15 protein-coding genes are annotated in these 16,767 nt (G+C 53.4%); all 15 read left to right on the forward strand.

The genetic code is table 11. The features are described from left to right. Positions 1-76: 76 nt before the first annotated feature. Positions 77-904, forward strand: coding sequence for a hypothetical protein (locus VMN77_09435; protein ID HTN44000.1), 828 nt, complete (start codon positions 77-79; stop codon positions 902-904). A 27-nt stretch (positions 905-931) separates the two neighbouring features. Further along, the gene (locus tag VMN77_09440; protein HTN44001.1) at positions 932-2,338 is read left to right on the forward strand and encodes an ammonium transporter; all 1,407 of its coding nucleotides are present in this window, start codon (positions 932-934) and stop codon (positions 2,336-2,338) included. 114 nt (positions 2,339-2,452) lie between these two features. Continuing rightward, positions 2,453-2,791, forward strand: coding sequence for a P-II family nitrogen regulator (locus VMN77_09445; GenBank protein ID HTN44002.1), 339 nt, complete (start codon positions 2,453-2,455; stop codon positions 2,789-2,791). A 161-nt stretch (positions 2,792-2,952) separates the two neighbouring features. After that, positions 2,953-5,577 carry a [protein-PII] uridylyltransferase gene (glnD, locus tag VMN77_09450; protein HTN44003.1) on the forward strand — a complete coding sequence of 875 codons (2,625 nt, stop codon included), beginning with the start codon at positions 2,953-2,955 and terminating at the stop codon, positions 5,575-5,577. A 105-nt stretch (positions 5,578-5,682) separates the two neighbouring features. After that, the gene (gene glnA / locus VMN77_09455; protein ID HTN44004.1) at positions 5,683-7,092 is read left to right on the forward strand and encodes a type I glutamate--ammonia ligase; all 1,410 of its coding nucleotides are present in this window, start codon (positions 5,683-5,685) and stop codon (positions 7,090-7,092) included. 173 nt (positions 7,093-7,265) lie between these two features. Beyond that, positions 7,266-8,495: a bifunctional 3,4-dihydroxy-2-butanone-4-phosphate synthase/GTP cyclohydrolase II gene (locus tag VMN77_09460; GenBank protein HTN44005.1), complete on the forward strand. Its 1,230-nt coding sequence runs from the start codon at positions 7,266-7,268 to the stop codon at positions 8,493-8,495. Positions 8,496-8,525: 30 nt separating this feature from the next. After that, on the forward strand, positions 8,526-8,993 hold the full coding sequence (ribH, locus tag VMN77_09465; protein HTN44006.1) for a 6,7-dimethyl-8-ribityllumazine synthase: 468 nt from the start codon (positions 8,526-8,528) through the stop codon (positions 8,991-8,993). A gap of 137 nt (positions 8,994-9,130) precedes the next feature. After that, positions 9,131-9,550 (forward strand): transcription antitermination factor NusB, encoded by a 420-nt coding sequence (nusB, locus tag VMN77_09470; GenBank protein ID HTN44007.1) that lies wholly within the window; start codon positions 9,131-9,133, stop codon positions 9,548-9,550. A gap of 21 nt (positions 9,551-9,571) precedes the next feature. Beyond that, on the forward strand, positions 9,572-10,081 hold the full coding sequence (locus tag VMN77_09475) for a M17 family peptidase N-terminal domain-containing protein (GenBank protein ID HTN44008.1): 510 nt from the start codon (positions 9,572-9,574) through the stop codon (positions 10,079-10,081). Further along, positions 10,078-11,370 (forward strand): adenylosuccinate lyase, encoded by a 1,293-nt coding sequence (gene purB / locus VMN77_09480; protein ID HTN44009.1) that lies wholly within the window; start codon positions 10,078-10,080, stop codon positions 11,368-11,370. The genes VMN77_09475 and purB overlap by 4 nt, the downstream gene beginning before the upstream one ends. A gap of 55 nt (positions 11,371-11,425) precedes the next feature. Then, positions 11,426-11,668, forward strand: a complete 243-nt coding sequence (gene purS, locus VMN77_09485) for a phosphoribosylformylglycinamidine synthase subunit PurS (GenBank protein HTN44010.1) — start codon at positions 11,426-11,428, stop codon at positions 11,666-11,668. 6 nt (positions 11,669-11,674) lie between these two features. Next, positions 11,675-12,928, forward strand: a complete 1,254-nt coding sequence (locus VMN77_09490; GenBank protein ID HTN44011.1) for a DUF4388 domain-containing protein — start codon at positions 11,675-11,677, stop codon at positions 12,926-12,928. Positions 12,929-12,968: 40 nt separating this feature from the next. Further along, positions 12,969-13,340, forward strand: coding sequence for a response regulator (locus VMN77_09495; protein ID HTN44012.1), 372 nt, complete (start codon positions 12,969-12,971; stop codon positions 13,338-13,340). A 21-nt stretch (positions 13,341-13,361) separates the two neighbouring features. Further along, positions 13,362-15,416 carry a chemotaxis protein CheA gene (locus tag VMN77_09500; protein ID HTN44013.1) on the forward strand — a complete coding sequence of 685 codons (2,055 nt, stop codon included), beginning with the start codon at positions 13,362-13,364 and terminating at the stop codon, positions 15,414-15,416. A 366-nt stretch (positions 15,417-15,782) separates the two neighbouring features. Continuing rightward, positions 15,783-16,745 (forward strand): hypothetical protein, encoded by a 963-nt coding sequence (locus tag VMN77_09505; protein ID HTN44014.1) that lies wholly within the window; start codon positions 15,783-15,785, stop codon positions 16,743-16,745. Positions 16,746-16,767: the final 22 nt, after the last annotated feature.

A 16,767-nucleotide genomic window follows, 5' to 3' on the forward strand; every position in this document is an offset into this window, starting at 1 on the left:
GGCAACGAAGCCACCTGGGACGTAAAAGATCCAAAAACAGTTCGATTTGCTTTTTAATCCGCAAAGGAGGAATGAAATGAAAAAATTTATCAGTTTAATCGTAATCGGCTTCAGCTTGTTGATGATTGAAACAGGGATTGCCCTAGCAACGCCCTCGACAGAATACTGGACGCCGGACGTCATGGACGTTCAGCCCTACGGGGTTCTGCATCTCGGGGTTGACAATTACTTTACCGTGTTAAGGAATGCGAATAACAGCAAACCTGGTGACTTCAGTGCACAACCCGGGGCTTTCGGCACAGACGTGGGACTTACGATAGGAGTGTTGCCGTATGAGAAGATTCAACTCGAGGTGGGCGTGGATTTGATCGAACCAAGTCCGTTTGGTGTCATCAATGATAATAGTTCCACTGTCGAGTACGGAAAAGATGTTCCCTTGTCGTTCAATTTTAAATTCGGAACCCCGGAGGATTCCCTTTTTAAAGGATCTCCAGGAATTGCGGTGGGCATGTTTAATATTGGAACTGCCCATGACTCCACCACCTGCGGATTGGGCTGTGCAACAAACTATAACATCGCCGACTTGATTGTTGGAAAGACGCTTGGGCCCATTGGTAGAGTGCATATCGGTGGGTATTACGGCAATGAAAATCTGTTGATCGACAACAATGGAGCCAAGAATAACAAAGGGATGATGTTTGCCTGGGACCGTTACATCGTGAAGGATAAAGTTCAATTGGCCGCCGATTGGGCAACGGGGCAAAATGCATTCGGCGGGGGAGGGGTTGGGGTCTATTATTATTTTGCCCCCAATGCCAGCATCTTAGTCGGCCCGGTTTGGTATAATCAACCCGCCTTTAACGGTCCGATGAAATGGACGACACAACTCGACGTTAACTTCTAATGAATTACCGTAAAGGAGAAACCTATCATGCGAAATCACAGAATGTTGTTCGGACTGTCTGGTGTCCTGCTGCTCCTGGCTGTTCTTGCACTCATCCCCGGGCTCGGCTCAGCCCAGGAAACGGTGCCTCCCTCAACACCGGGAGCAGCAGGCGCCCCCTCTGAAGCGCCGGCCGCCGCGCCGGCGGCCGCACCGGCGCCGCTCAAAATCGACACGGGCGATACCGCGTGGGTCCTGACCTCCTCGGCCTTGGTCCTGGCCATGACCGCTCCCGGTCTGGTCCTGTTCTATGGCGGCATGGTGCGTCGGAAAAATGCGCTCGGAACCATGATGCACAGTTTTATCATCCTCTGTTTGATCAGCGTTCAATGGGTCCTGTACGGGTATTCCTTGGCCTTCGGGCCGGACAAGGGACACATCATCGGGAGTCTCGCATGGGCGGGGCTGAACGGCGTGGGACTGGACCCGAACGGGGATTACGCAGGGACCATTCCGCATCAGGCCTTCATGGTCTTTCAGTTGATGTTTGCCGTGATTACACCGGCGCTGATCGTCGGGGCCTTTGCCGAGCGAATAAAATTCAGCGCTTTTCTGGTCTTCACATTGTTGTGGGCCACCTTTGTCTATGACCCGTTGGCACACTGGGTTTGGGGCGTCGGAGGCTTCCTGCGTAACCTCGGCGCCCTGGACTTTGCGGGCGGGACCGTGGTGCATATCAGCTCCGGGGTTTCCGGTCTGGCCTGCGCCCTGTACCTCGGCAAGCGCTTGGGGTATGGAAAAGAGGTAATGGCTCCCCATAATATTCCTTTAACCTTGACCGGGGCCTCCTTATTGTGGTTCGGCTGGTTCGGTTTCAATGCCGGTAGCGCCGTCGCCTCCGGTGCACTCTCGACAAGTGCGTTCGTGGTTACGAATACCGCCACGGCCGCGGCCGCGTTAGCCTGGATGTTTGCGGAATGGGCTCATCGGGGCAAGCCCACTGTCTTGGGCGCGGCCAGCGGAGCGGTGGCCGGTCTGGTGGCCATTACGCCGGCTTCGGGTTTCGTGGGGCCCATCCCATCGATCATCATTGGAATCGGGGCCGGCGTCTTCTGTTACTTTGCGGCCGTCGTCCTGAAGGGGAAACTGGGCTATGACGACTCGCTCGACGCCTTCGGAGTCCACGGCATCGGTGGGACTTGGGGCGCGCTCGCCACGGGACTCTTTGCCTCCAAGGCCGTCAACTCGGCCGGGGCCGATGGTCTGTTCTACGGAAACGCCCACCAGATGATTCCGCAGATTATGGCCGTCGGGGCGACCTGGATCCTGGCCCTCGTCGGCACCTTTATTATTCTAAAGGTAGTTGATATAATCATGGGTCTGCGGGTTTCGGAAGATGAAGAGCGGATGGGGCTGGATTTAAGCCAGCACAACGAAAATGGGTATGTCCTTTAATATCGTAAAATCGACACCCATCCCCCTTGCCCGGTGCGAGCGCGGGAGGTTGGGGCATCGGGAGTCCAAGGACTGCTTCCCTCCCGGGCCGCCACTAACTAAAGGAGAAATACGATGAAAAAAATCGAAGCCATCATCAAGCCCTTTAAACTTGATGAAGTGAAAGAGGCTCTGTCCGAAATCGGCATTCAGGGAATGACCGTCAGCGAGGTGAAAGGGTTCGGTCGTCAGAAGGGTCACAAGGAAACCTACCGCGGGGCGGAATACACGATCGAATTCGTTCCCAAGATCAAGATCGAGGTGGTGGTGGCCAACGCCGTGGCCGATCGGGCCATCCAGGCGATTATGAGCAAGGCGAAGACCGGAACCATCGGCGACGGGAAGATTTTCGTGACCGATTTATCCCAGGCGGTCCGGATTCGAACCGGGGAGTCGGGGGACTCCGCTTTGTGATCCGTTCGTGATATGATAGCTCCGGAGGTTTAAAATGAATCCGTACAGCGAGCGAACCCCCTCCTCTGTGAGGGCAGGATTAGCGAGCGAATCAAAATAGGACCTTTTCCATCCGGATCGAACAATCCCCGGCTGAAAGGCCGGGGATTGTTCAAATAAACATGCTCAAGGCTTACCTTAAAGAACGCCTGGTCGAAATCCAACGGCATCATGCCCAGGGCGCGACGGGCGAGCAGGTGATCGCCGCGCTGACCGATCTGACGGACGAGGTGATCGAACGGATTTATCGCGATGGTTTACAAACTGTGCCCCCGCAGGAGCGCTGGAAATTCGATGACGGGCTGGCGATCGCGGCGCTGGGAGGGTACGGGCGGGGAGAGCGTTCACCTTATTCCGATATCGATATCATGTTTCTCCACCGTCCCTCCCTCCGGGGAGAAATTCAGAAAATGGCCGGCACACTCCTTCAAAATCTGTGGGATGTCGGGTTTCAAGTGGGGCACAGCGCGCGGACCGTCGATGATTGCGTGGCCATCGGAAAAGCCGATTTGACGGTTCGCACGGCTTTAATGGAGGCCCGTTTTTTAACGGGGGGTCGGGCGCTGTTCGACCAGTTCCGATCGCGATATCAACGGAAGGTTGCTTCCAATCGTCCGGGCCTTTTTATCAAGGCCAAAATCCGCAGCCGGGATGCGGAATGTGAACAGTACGGAACGACGATCCATCTTCTCGAGCCCCACATCAAGAAAAGTCGCGGAGGGTTAAGGGACCTGCATTTGTTGCGATGGGCCGCGCAGGCTCGTTACGGGACTTCCTCACTTGAACAGTTGAAAGAACACGGCGTCCTGTCCAAGCAGGATTTTCGCGCCCTCTCGGAGGCTCAGGATTTTTTGTGGCGCATCCGCAACGAAATGCACTTCTTTTCCGGCCGCTGCCAGGATACGCTCACGTTCGAGGAGCAGGTTCGGCTGGCGGCGAGTTGGGGGTACCGCGACAATCCCCATCTTTTGGGCGTCGAACAGTTCATGCAAAGATATTATGATCAGACGACGGCCATCGCCGAGATCACCGGCCGATACCTTGATGGAATGACGTCCAGAACCGTATGGCGTCGGCTTCGTGACCGTTGGTCTCATCGGAAAATCGGCCGCTATTTTGTCTTGTCCGGTCAAGAGCTCTCGATCCTTTCCGAGTTTCGGTCGGAGGTGTTAAGCCGCGGCGATCGGGTCCTGACCCTGTTCCGCCTGGCCCAGGAGAATGACGCCCGCTTATCCGCTGAAACGCAACGCCAACTCACGGACATGATGGGTCAGTGGGATCCGAATCATTTCTCGAATTCGGAAGCGTATGCGGTATTCCTGTCCATCTTGTCGGCGAACGCCAAGATCTCCGAAACCCTCCGCGGCCTTCACCGGTTCCGCATTCTCGAACAAATCCTGCCGGCGTTCAGAAGGGTAAGAGGGTTGATGCAATTCAACCTTTATCATAAGTACACGGTCGACGAACATTGTCTCCGCGCGGTGGAAGAGGCGGAAAAACTTCTCGTACAGGAGGGCGGACCGGCTCGCGCTTTCCGAGAAACCCGCTCCCGCGAAGTCCTGTTTCTGGGCCTGTTGCTCCATGATCTTGGAAAAGGTCTGGGCGGCGACCATTCGCAAATCGGGGCGTCGCTCGCCTTGGAGACCGGGCAGCGGCTGGGATTCGATTCCGCCACAACCGAGCAACTCGTTTTTCTGGTGGGTCAGCATCTGATCATGACGCACGTGGCCTTCCGCCGGGATTTAGCCGACGACAATGTGCTTCTGCAGTTTGCAAAATCCGTGGGCACTCCGGAGACCCTTCGGATGCTTTATATTCTCACCATGGCGGACGTCACGGCGGTCGGGCCCGGTACGCTGAACGCATGGAAAAAGGATCTGCTCACCGAACTTTTTACGAAAACCCGGGAGATTTTAACCGGAGAGACGACGCTGGTCGCCGAAGAAGAAAAGATCAAACAGATCCGGCAGACCCTTCATTCCCGGCTCCGGATTCATTACGATTCGGAATGGTTGGACAACCAGCTCGCCGCGATGACGCCGCGGTATCTAATTGCCACGCCTCCCGAGCGCATCGCATTGGACCTCGAAAGGATTCATGAACTTCAACCCAAAACCGTCGCCGTTTACGCCGAAGACGATCCCGAACGAAATCTGACCGATTACAGCGTCTACACGTTCGACGACATCACCCCGGGAATCTTCTACAAGATCACGTCCGTGCTGGCGGCCAAGGGTCTTCAAATTCTTGGCGCAACTATTACTACGTGGTCGAACAATGTCGTGGTGGACAGGTTTCAGGTTCAGGATCCCGATTTTTCGGGCCCGTCCGGTCCCGATCGTCTTCGGGACCTTCGGAATGCGATCACCGTCGTTCTCCTGGGTGAAAAAGAGCCGGAGCACCCGGCTGAAATCGTGACCAGAATCCGATCGTATTCCCAGGCCTTTCCAAAGATCGCCCCCGTTCAGATCGCGGTGGACAGCAGCACTTCTGATAAATATACGATCATCGAGGTGTTCGCCCCGGACCGGACCGGACTACTGTCCGTCATCGCTCAATCCCTGTTTGCTCTCGGGTTGTCGATTCAAACGGCCAAGGTGGCCACCCATCTGGACCAGATCGTGGATGTCTTTCATGTGGTTGACCGGACTGGACAAAAGATAGCGGATCCTGATAGAATCCGGCATCTTAAAGAAACACTGTCACAAGGCATTGAACAATTTTTGGAAACGGCTCGGGTTCAATGACGATCCCGAGAAAAGGGTGTTAGGAAAGAACGGTCCCTTAGGGTTGATGATGACCCTGAACCGTTTGGATGAGGAACCAGGATTATTTAATCGAAGGAGGTTTTCATGAACGTCAAAGAAGTTTTGGAGTATGCAAAAAAGAATCGAGTCGAAGCGGTGGATTTGAAGTTCGTGGATTTCCCCGGGACGTGGCAACATTTCACCATCTCGGTGGATGAACTGACCGAGGCTCTTTTCAAAGAGGGGTCCGGTTTTGACGGTTCTTCCATTCGTGGCTGGCAGGCGATCAACAACAGCGACATGCTGGTTATTCCCGATCCGAACACGGCCATGATCGATCCATTTTGTCAAGCGCCGACCCTGAGTTTGGTTTGCGATATCTTGGATCCGATTACTCAAGAGTCTTACAGCCGCGATCCCCGTTACATCGCCAAAAAAGCCGAGTCCTACCTTTTGAAAAGTAAGCTCGGCGATGTGGCCTATTTCGGACCGGAAGCGGAATTTTTCATCTTTGACGGGGCCCGTTTTGATCAAAACACTCACAGCGGTTACTACTTTATCGAATCGGAAGAGGGGGTGTGGAACGCCGGAAAAGACGGGGGAAACCTGGGATATAAGCCCCGTCATAAAGAAGGGTATTTCCCGGTTCCTCCCATGGATAGTCAGCAAGACATCCGTACGGAGATGATCGTTGAGATGAGAAAGGCGGGTATTCAGGTCGAGAAGCAGCACCACGAGGTCGCCACCGCCGGTCAGGCCGAGATCGACATCCGTTTTGATTCCCTGGTCCGCATGGCCGACAAGATGATGCTCTACAAATACATTGTGAAGAATGTCGCCAAGCGGCACGGAAAGACGGTGACCTTCATGCCCAAACCGCTCTTCGGCGACAACGGTACGGGAATGCATACGCACCAATCCATTTGGAAGGATGGAAAACCTCTCTTCGCCGGAAAGGAGTATGCCGGGCTCAGCAAAACCTGCCTGCATTACATCGGCGGTATTCTAAAACATGCCCCGGCGATCGCGGCCTTTACCAATCCGACGACGAACTCCTACAAGCGGCTCACGCCGGGATTCGAGGCCCCGGTATTTCTGGCGTATTCCAGTCGGAACCGATCGGCTTCCGTCCGGATACCGATGTATTCCGCGAATCCGAAGGCCAAACGGATCGAGGTCCGCTTCCCGGATCCGGCCTGCAACCCCTACCTGAGCTTTGCCGTCATGTTGATGGCCGGCATCGACGGTATCGAAAATAAGATCGATCCGGGCCTCCCGATGGATAAAGACCTCTATGACTTGGAGCCCGATGAAGCGGCGAAAATCCCGACCATGCCGGGCAGCCTGGATGATGCCCTGGACAATCTCGAAAAGGATCATGCCTTCCTCTTGAAGGGCGGCGTTTTTTCAAACGACGTTGTTGAAACCTGGATTCAATACAAGCGGGAAAAGGAAGTCGATCCGATGAGATTAAGACCCCATCCGTACGAGTTCTTTCTCTACTACGACGTTTAACGCGGTCGGGACCGAAGAGGGCCGTTTCGACATTCCACCATCACCGGAAAACAAAAAAATCCCCTGGAAGGGAAACCTTTTCAGGGGATTTTTTGTTTGACAAAACACCTTTTATCTTATATAGTTATAAACGATTAGAAAAAAAATTCCACAGCGGGAGTAAATCGTTTTCGATGGCGGAACGAAAAATGGGTGCCGATTTCAAATTTCATTCCATTGACGAGGCTGTTCAGGACATAAAACAGGGTCGAATGGTGATCCTCGTGGACGACGAGGACCGTGAAAATGAAGGCGATCTTGTCATGGCCGCAGAAACGGTCAGCCCGGAATCGATCAATTTCATGGCCAAATACGGCCGCGGTTTAATCTGCCTAACCCTCACCCCGGAGCGGGCGGATGAGCTTCAACTCCCCCCGATGGTCTCCGAGAACACCGCAACTTTCGGGACGGCCTTCACGGTATCGATCGACGCGAGGGAGGGGGTCACGACGGGAATCTCCGCGTCGGACCGTTCGAAAACTATCCTGGCCGCGATCGCCCCCAAAACGAGGCCTTCAGACCTGGCCCGACCGGGCCATATCTTCCCGCTTAAAGCCCAAAAGGGGGGGGTCCTAAAACGCGCGGGACAGACGGAAGGCTCTGTCGACTTGGCACGATTGGCCGGTCTTTATCCCGCCGGGGTGCTTTGTGAGATTATGAACGAGGACGGTACCATGTCCCGCGTTCCGCAACTCATGGAGTTTGCCCAACAATACAAACTCAAGATTATCACGATCAAGGATCTTATCCAATACAGGATGCAACGGGAATCCCTCGTACGCCGGGTGAGCGAGGCCAGGCTTCCATCCCAGTATGGCGAGTTCAAACTCATTGCTTACGAAAACGAAATCGACCAAGGCATCCATATTGCCCTGATCAAAGGGAAGATCGATGCGGAAGAGCCGGTGCTGGTTCGTGTTCACTCCGGCTGCCTGACCGGAGATGTCTTCGCTTCTAATCGCTGTGACTGCGGCGAGCAGCTCCATCGAGCGCTTGAAATGATTGAACAGGCCGGACGGGGGGTGCTTCTGTACCTCAATCAGGAAGGACGCGGGATCGGCCTCCTGAACAAGATCAAGGCTTACGGTTTGCAGGATCAGGGGATGGACACGGTTCAGGCCAATCTGGAGCTCGGGTTTAAACCAGACCTTCGAGACTACGGAATCGGCGCACAAATCCTCGTGAACCTTGGACTGAGAAAAATACGTCTCATAACAAACAATCCCCGGAAAATTGTCGGGGTCGATGGATACGGCCTCAACGTCGTCGAACGGGTGCCCATCGAGATGGCGCCGCATGATCTCAACGTGCGATATCTGAGGACCAAGAAACAGAAACTGGGCCATCTTTTGGACAAGGTGTGACACACGCGATTTCGGCGATCGGGTCGGATCATGGTCAAAGTTCATGGGGGTCGACTCAGGGGAGGCCGTCATCGTTTCGGAATCGTCATCAGCAAGTTTAACCACGAGGTGACCTCAAAGCTTTTGGAAGGCGCTCTGACAAGTTTGCGCAAGCACGGCGTCAAGGAAGAGGACATCGAGATTGCCGAAGTCCCGGGCGCCTTTGAGATCCCGTTGACGGCGAAACGACTGGCCCAGTCGCATGCATTCCATGCCGTGATCTGTCTGGGTGCGGTTATCCGGGGAGAGACCGCCCATTTTGAATATATCAGCCAGGCCGTGAGTCAGGGATTGCAGCGCGTCATGCTGGAAACGGGCATCCCGATCAGTTTCGGTGTATTGACAACAGAGACGGAAAAGCAGGCCCTGCAGCGGGCCGATCCAAAACGGTTCGACCGGGGCGGGGACGCGGCAAAAACGGCGCTTGAAATGGTTGAACTCCTGCAGGAACTGAAGTAGATAAATTCTGCCGGGACAAGCCTCCGCTTCCCCTGGGGGCTCCCAGCGAGCCACGCGAGCGAGACGGGGGAGGGTCCGGTGGCCCTGCCCATGGAGGGGGCGACGCGAGCTCCTTTGAATAGTTCTTTGAGAATCGTATGGGTCATCGAAGGAAATCAAGAGAGCTGGCGCTCCAGATGCTTTTTCTGCTGGATGTGAACAAAGACGGGCCGAATTGGCGAAATCAATTCTGGGAACTTCATCCGGCGCCGATGGAGATCCGAATCTTCGCGGACTCTCTGGTGGACGGCGTTCTCAAGCACCAGACGGATATCGATCGATTAATACAAAAGCACGCTCAGCATTGGACCCTAAACCGAATGTCCATTATCGATCGGAATATTCTCCGATGCGCCATCTTTGAACTTTTAATGCTCTCGGATGTTCCGGCCAAGGTGACGATCAACGAAGCCATCGAGATAGCCAAACGATACTCGGACGAGGAATCGGGTGCTTTCGTGAATGGTATATTGGATCACATCATCAAGGAGGAATCCCTCGCGAAAAAAGGGGCCTGAAGTCGCCCGCGAATAACAACCATGTCGTCGATCAAGGTTCTTGCCCAGAAGGTTACGAAGATCCACGCCGAGGTGCTCGTAGCCGGGTTCTTCCGAGACGACCGTCCCTTAACCGGTCTGGCCGCCGAACTGGACTGGATTTATAATGGGATCCTCTCCCGGCTGATTCTCCGCAATCGGATTTGCGGAGATTTAAAGGAAACGACATTATTGGCCACGCAACGAAAACTTCAAGCGCACAAGATCCTCATCATCGGATTGGGAAAGAGAGAAGAATTGACGCCGATCATTCTTCAAGATATCTATTCCCATGTCGGGCGTACCCTCTCTCAACTTCATATAAAAGACTGCGCCGTCGAGCTGTTCGGCCAGACCGGCCGAGCCCCGGAAGACGCCAAGACCGTTGAGGTGATTCTCAATAGTTTACGCCCCGGTCCGGGGGGTCCCATGGATTTATCCCTCCTCGTTCCGGAGGAGGAGAAAGCTCAACGCATTCGTCAACGCGTGTTGGACCTGACGGGGAACGCATGATCGATCGATATACATTGCCCAAGATGAAAGCGATATGGGAACCCCGGCACAAGCTGGAAACGTGGCTCCGGATCGAACTGTTGGCCTGCGAGGGCTTGGCCCAGCGCGGGGATATTCCAAAGGAAATCGTCTCGGTCCTTCGCCAGAAGGCCCAAGTCGACCCGAAACGGATGGAGGAAATTGAGCGGGTTGTCAAACACGACGTGATCGCCTTTCTTACCATGCTGGCCGAGCAAGTGGGTCCGGAAGCGCGCTATATTCATCTCGGTCTGACGTCATCGGATATCCTGGACACTTCACTGGCCATATTGATGCAGGAAGCCGCAGACCTGATTATTCAGGACCTGGAACATTTGCGGGATGTCCTCAGACGTCGGGCGATGGAATTTAAAGAGACCGTGATGGTGGGTCGGTCCCATGGCGTGCACGGGGAACCGATCACTTTTGGGTTGAAACTCGCGCTATGGTATACCGAGGTCCTGCGGCACCTGGAACGCATGCGACAGGCAAAGGAAATGACCCGATATGGAAAATTATCCGGCGCGATGGGGACCTACGCTCACCTGGACCCGTCGGTTGAAGAGTTTGTTTGCCGGCAATGCGGGTTAATACCGGCTCCCATATCTAATCAAATCATTCAACGGGATCGGCACGCCCATTATCTGACCACCCTGGCCCTCGTGGCCAGCAGTGTGGATAAATTTGCAACCGAGATTCGACATCTCCAACGGACGGAGGTTTTGGAGGTTGAAGAATTTTTCGCGGAAGGGCAAAAGGGTTCTTCGGCCATGCCTCACAAACGAAACCCGATCGGGGCCGAAAATCTGTCCGGTTTGGCGCGGATCGTCCGGTCTAACGCCCAGGCCGCGATGGAAAATGTGGCGTTATGGCACGAACGGGATATCAGTCATTCTTCGGTCGAACGTGTCATTATTCCGGACAGCACCATCCTGGTCGATTATTTATTAACTCGTTTAACGGACCTTATTGATACACTGTTGGTGTATCCTGAAAATATGAAGGCCAACCTGGATCGCAGCGGTGGCCTGGTCTATTCTCAGCGAATTCTCTTGGAACTGGCGAAGCGCGGCGCTCAGCGGGAAGAGGCCTATGAAGCGGTCCAGCGGCTGGCCATGGCTGCCTGGAAAGGAAAAGGGCGCTTTATGGATATGATTAAGACGGACCCGTTTATCCGAAAGTATTTGAAAGCCCAGGAGATCGATGATTGTTTTGAACCGGACTACTACCTGCGTCATATCGATCTCATCTATAAAAGGGTGTTTTCTTGAAGGTGGGGAGAAAAGGGGGCAGAGGGAGCGGCGGGGAGATACGCCGCATTGTTTCATGAAGGCCAGAGTTTACGTCACGCTCAAGAACGGCATCTTGGATCCTCAAGGCAAAGCGGTTCAACAGTCGCTTCATCACCTGGGATATACGGCGATTAAAGATGTCCGTCTGGGAAAGTATATTGAAATGGAGCTGTCGCCCATGCCCCTTGAGGACGCCAAACGGCAGGTGGCCGAAATGTGTCAGAAGTTGCTGACCAATACCGTCATCGAAGACTTCCGATTTGACATTGAGGAATAAATCGGCATGAGCCTAGAAGGACGTTTAGAAGATCTGGGATTGAGCGACATCTTTCAGATCATCAGCCTAAGTAAGCGATCCGGTGTGCTGACACTGATCCGCAAGGAGGGGACGGGAAGACTGGTTTTTAATCAGGGCCAGGTCATCTACGCCACATCAGATACCCGAAGCCGTCTGGGTTACACGCTCGTAAAAAAGGGCATCGTCACAAACGACGACCTTGAATATGCGTTGCGGGTTCAGAAGGGTCGGGGGTCCATGAAACCCATCGGAACCCTTCTGGTGGAAATGGGGGCCCTCAATCAAGAGGCGCTTGAACGGGAAATCCGTGAGCACATCATTCTCATCGTGAAGGATCTGTTGGGGTGGAATACCGGATCATTCCATTTTGAGCTTGGACCCGCGACGGAGGAAGAGGTCATTCTCCGCCAGGGTTTAAACACCGAGTTTCTGCTTCTGGAAGGCGCCCGACTACAGGACGAGGAACAGAAAACAACCGCGGAACCCGTTCTCCCCAAACCGGTTCCGGCCGCTCCCTCACCAAAGGTGCCCGAGGAACTCGAAATGACCCAGGCGGCTCCGCCGTTTCGATCTTCCGAGACGGTCCCGTCCCGCCATCCGGTCGATTCGACGCCCCCCGCAAAGGCCCCTGCCTCGACCTCTCCCAAAGGAGGTCCTTCGGCCGGACCCGTTTCCCCGCCATCGGGCCTTTCGGGGGGGACAGCAGTACACCGGAAAGATCTCACGCTTTTAACCTCGATGATTGCCGAACTTTCCGGCCCGTCCACCAGCAGCGAAATCACGCTCCTCGTGTTACGATTTGCGAGCGAGATTATGAACCGGGCTGTCATTCTTCTGGTCCGGAAGGATGACATCGTAGGACTCGGGCAATTTGGACTCGTTCTTCCGGAAGGCTCGCCGCAAGAGCGGGTCCGCTCGATTTCCATCCCGCTATCGGATTCCTCCGTATTCAGGGAGGTGGTCGAGAAAAAGGCCATCTATAAAAGCCAGCTGCCGCAGTCCAAATGGCATCAGTATTTTGTGGACCAGCTCGGAAAAGAATGGCCGGCGGAAATCTTCGTGGCCCCATTGATTTGCGAGGGGCGTGTCATCGCGCTCCTCTACGGGGATAATATTCCCACCAAGGAAAAGATCGGGGATACCGAGGGTTTGGAAGCATTTATCAAGGTAACCGGTTTTGCGTTTGGCAAGGCCTTGCTCGAGAGGAAGCTGCATGACACACAATCGTCAAGGCCGTAAATAAGAGACGGGGATTCCGTAACGGAAAGAGGGTTGCCCGATGCCTAAAAAAGTCCTTGTGGTCGAAGACTCTGCGGCCATGCGGTCGTTGATCTCCTCCACCGTTGAAGAGTTGTCGGGATATGAAACCGTAGAGGCCGGCAACGGATTTGAAGCACTCAAAGCGCTTCCCGCCCACCAATTTGACCTGATCATCACGGATATTAATATGCCGGATATAAACGGACTTGAAATCATCAATTTTGTTAAGAATAATTCGGCCTATAAAGATATCCCGATGATTATTGTCACGACGGAACAGGGGGATGAAGACCGGAAAAAAGGGATAGCCCTTGGTGCGGCGGAGTACATCACCAAGCCCTTTGATCCGGAAAAACTTAAGACGATCGTCAAGAAAGTTACCCACGGATAACGCCTTCAAAGGAAGGGACATATGGCTAAGCCGGAAAACCCATTGAAAGAATTCGTCGCGGAGGCCGAAGAAATCATCGAGGGACTCAACCAGAATCTCCTCGCGATGGAAAACACCGAAGATAAGACAGCCGTGAGGCCGGATATCTTAAATGCGATATTTCGGGCGGCTCACACCTTGAAGGGCATGTCCGGCATGGTTGGATTGAAAAAGGTCTCTGAAATCAGCCATCATCTGGAGGACATGCTGGACAGCCTACGAATGGGAAAACTCCTCTTGACCCCGGCGGTCATGGATACCCTTTTTAAAGGGATGGAGCTGCTCCGGGGATTAATCGAATCCGCAAACGCAGGAAAAGGCGAGGAAGCGGATATAATGCCCATGCTTCAACAAATTCGGCAAGTCGTGTCGGGAGGGCCGATATCTCCATCTCCGGCGGGAACGGTGGGGATCGACTCGACCCTGCTGAAAGTGCTTACGGAATATGAAACCCATCGTCTGAACGAAAACATCCGCCTGAAACTAAACCTCTTTGAGTTCACCGTGCGGTTTCCGTTGGAAACCTTCGACAAAGACCTGGCCAAATTAAATACGAAAGTGCAATCCTTCGGCGAAATCATCACCACATTACCCAGCCCCGGCATGTCTCCTGAAGCGGGCATCGTCTTTAAACTGATCATCGGCACGAAGATGGATCTAAATACTCTTCAATCTCAATGCTCTCAGGAACAACTTGAGATCCGCCAGGTCAATTTAAAGTCGGAAAGGGAACGCTCCAATGAAACCCTGGCACCCACGGTCCCGGAAGAGGATAAGGAGTCGATTCGGAGCATCACGCCCACCGTTCGTGTCGACATCGCCAAACTGGATACCTTGTTGAATGTCGTGGGTGAATTGGTTCTCAACAAAGCGGTGATCGGACAGATCAGCAAAGAGATGCTTCAGAACCACGGCTTTACCACAACAGGGGTCGAACTCCAAAAAGCGTATCAGGCCCTGGATCGTCGTGTCGGAGACCTGCAAGAGGGTTTGGTCGAAATCCGGATGATCCCGATCGGCCAGGTATTTGACCGCTTGGTTCGGGTCGTCCGGAAACTCTCGCGCGAGCTGGGAAAGGAGATCGATCTCCAGATTACTGGAGAAGAAACGAAGCTGGATAAATCCATGATCGAGGAAATTGCGGACCCCTTGATGCATCTGATTCGAAATTCCCTGGATCATGGGATCGAATTGAAGGAAGATCGCGTGAAGGCGGGAAAACCCGAAATCGGGATAATCAATCTGAGGGCGATTCAAAAAGGAAATAACGTGGTCATTGAAGTTGAAGACGACGGGGTGGGAGTTGATCTCGCCAAGGTCTATAAAAAAGGGCTTGAACGCGGCCTCCTGGATAAAAACAAGGAATATGACCAGCGTGAACTGATCAATGTCTTGTTCGCCCCCGGTTTCAGCACGGCGGAGGAGGTCACGGAGGTCTCCGGACGCGGGGTGGGACTGGATGTGGTGGCCAAAAATATCAGCAAGCTAAGCGGACTGGTGGATGTCGAAACCGAAATGGGGAAAGGAACCAAATTTTCAATCACTCTCCCGATCACGCTGGTGATTATCAAGGCCCTCGTCGTCCGGGTCGGGACCGAGATTTACGCCATTCCGCTCAATTCGGTGTCCGAGAGCCTGATGATTCAATCCGCCGACATCCGAACCGTCGAAAAACGCGAGGTCACCCAACTCCGTGATCAAACCCTGGCTCTCCTCAGAATTCGGGATGCCTTTCATCTCCCTGCAACGGAATTCGGAGAAGATCGTCTCTACGTCATTGTGGTCGGACTGGCCGAAAAACGCATCGGCCTCGTTGTGGACGCCATCGAGGGTCAACAGGAAATCGTCATTAAATCCCTGGGTGAATTTCTCCGCGAAACACCGGGAATCGCCGGGGCGACCGAACTGGGAAACCGGAAGACGATCTTAGTCCTCGATGTCGCCGCCTTGATAGAAGAGGCCACAAAAACCCAATTCGGTGAAAAGAAGAACACCCCTGAAGCCAAGGAAAAGACTGGACAACCCGCCGTAATTTAACCCCACATCCTTGATCGCCAATCATTAACAGTCTGCCCAGCCGATTGAATTAATTCCTCCCGTTTCTTGACAAAATAAAAAAGACTGCTAAATTGAAAAATAGTTGCCAATGATCATTTAAAATATTAATCACAAAAAATTAACAAAATTAAAAGAAGGAGTATCGAATTGGGAAAAGAACAGGGTCGTCTCGGGATATTCCGAAAAAAAATTCTCATCTTCACCCTGCTTATCACCAATTCTCTTACGCTTCCCTCCATCGTCTTTGGACTCGAACTTCAAGGCTTCTCGGACGTCACCTATACATACGATTGGCACAAACAGCCTGCAAACGCCGCGGATCCCAACACCAACGGCACGGTTGCGTTGGGCGAGCTGGATCTTTTTATGCGGGCCAACCTCTCGGATCGCGTGGACTTCTTGACCGAGTTTAATTTTGATTCCGACCCGAACACGAATGAAGGCAGCGTGGATGTGGAGCGACTCCAGATCGGCTATCTTTTTAACGATGCCTTTAAAGTTCAGGCCGGACGTTTTCATAACGTTCTCAGTTATTGGAACATGACATACCATCATGGGAAACAGCTTTACACGACCGTTGACAGGCCCGACTTTGTTAAATTTGAGGATGACGGCGGCATTGTTCCGACGCATATTGTCGGGTTGGCGGTGGGAGGTCACCTCGTTACCCGTATTGGGGAAATTGAATACGACCTCATGGGGGGCAACGGTCCCCGTGTACAAAATGTTGATCCCTTGACCACATCCGGCGGCTCCCTGTCCCCCAACAGCACGGGCGACGACAGCAAAAACAAGGCGGGGTCCTTTATGTTCCGGTATATGCCGGGAGGGATTCGTGGCCTCGGGGTAGGGGTCTCCGGAAATATTCAGCAGCTTCGATTTTATCAAGCGGACGGGCTCACGCCGGTGACGATCGTTTCGCCCGATGGAACGACGACCGATGTTGTCTTCCAGCAAATTTACGGCGCAAACCTTACCTATCTTGCGCATAACATCGAATTCCTGTCAGAGGGATATCAGTTCCGTGACTCCAATTACCATGGTAAAAGCTATTTGGACTATGTTTGGTATGCCCAGCTTGGGTTAAGGATAAACCGATTTATTCCGTATAGCCGGTTTGAGCGTACAACGGTTCTCGCCAATGATCCGTATTTTGTTGCCCTGGGCACCCAGAACATTAGCAAAACTATTGCCGGCATTCGTTTTAATCTGATTCCCAGCAGTTCGATCAAGGCCGAAATTCAATTTATCAACACACCCACAAACAACTATAATGAGGCCGCAGTCCAATGGGCCTTCGCATTTTAAATTTAAACGAAGGGACTACCAA

The sequence above is a fragment of the Nitrospiria bacterium genome, assembly GCA_035498035.1.
Classification (GTDB): Bacteria; Nitrospirota; Nitrospiria; order JACQBZ01; family JACQBZ01; genus JACQBZ01.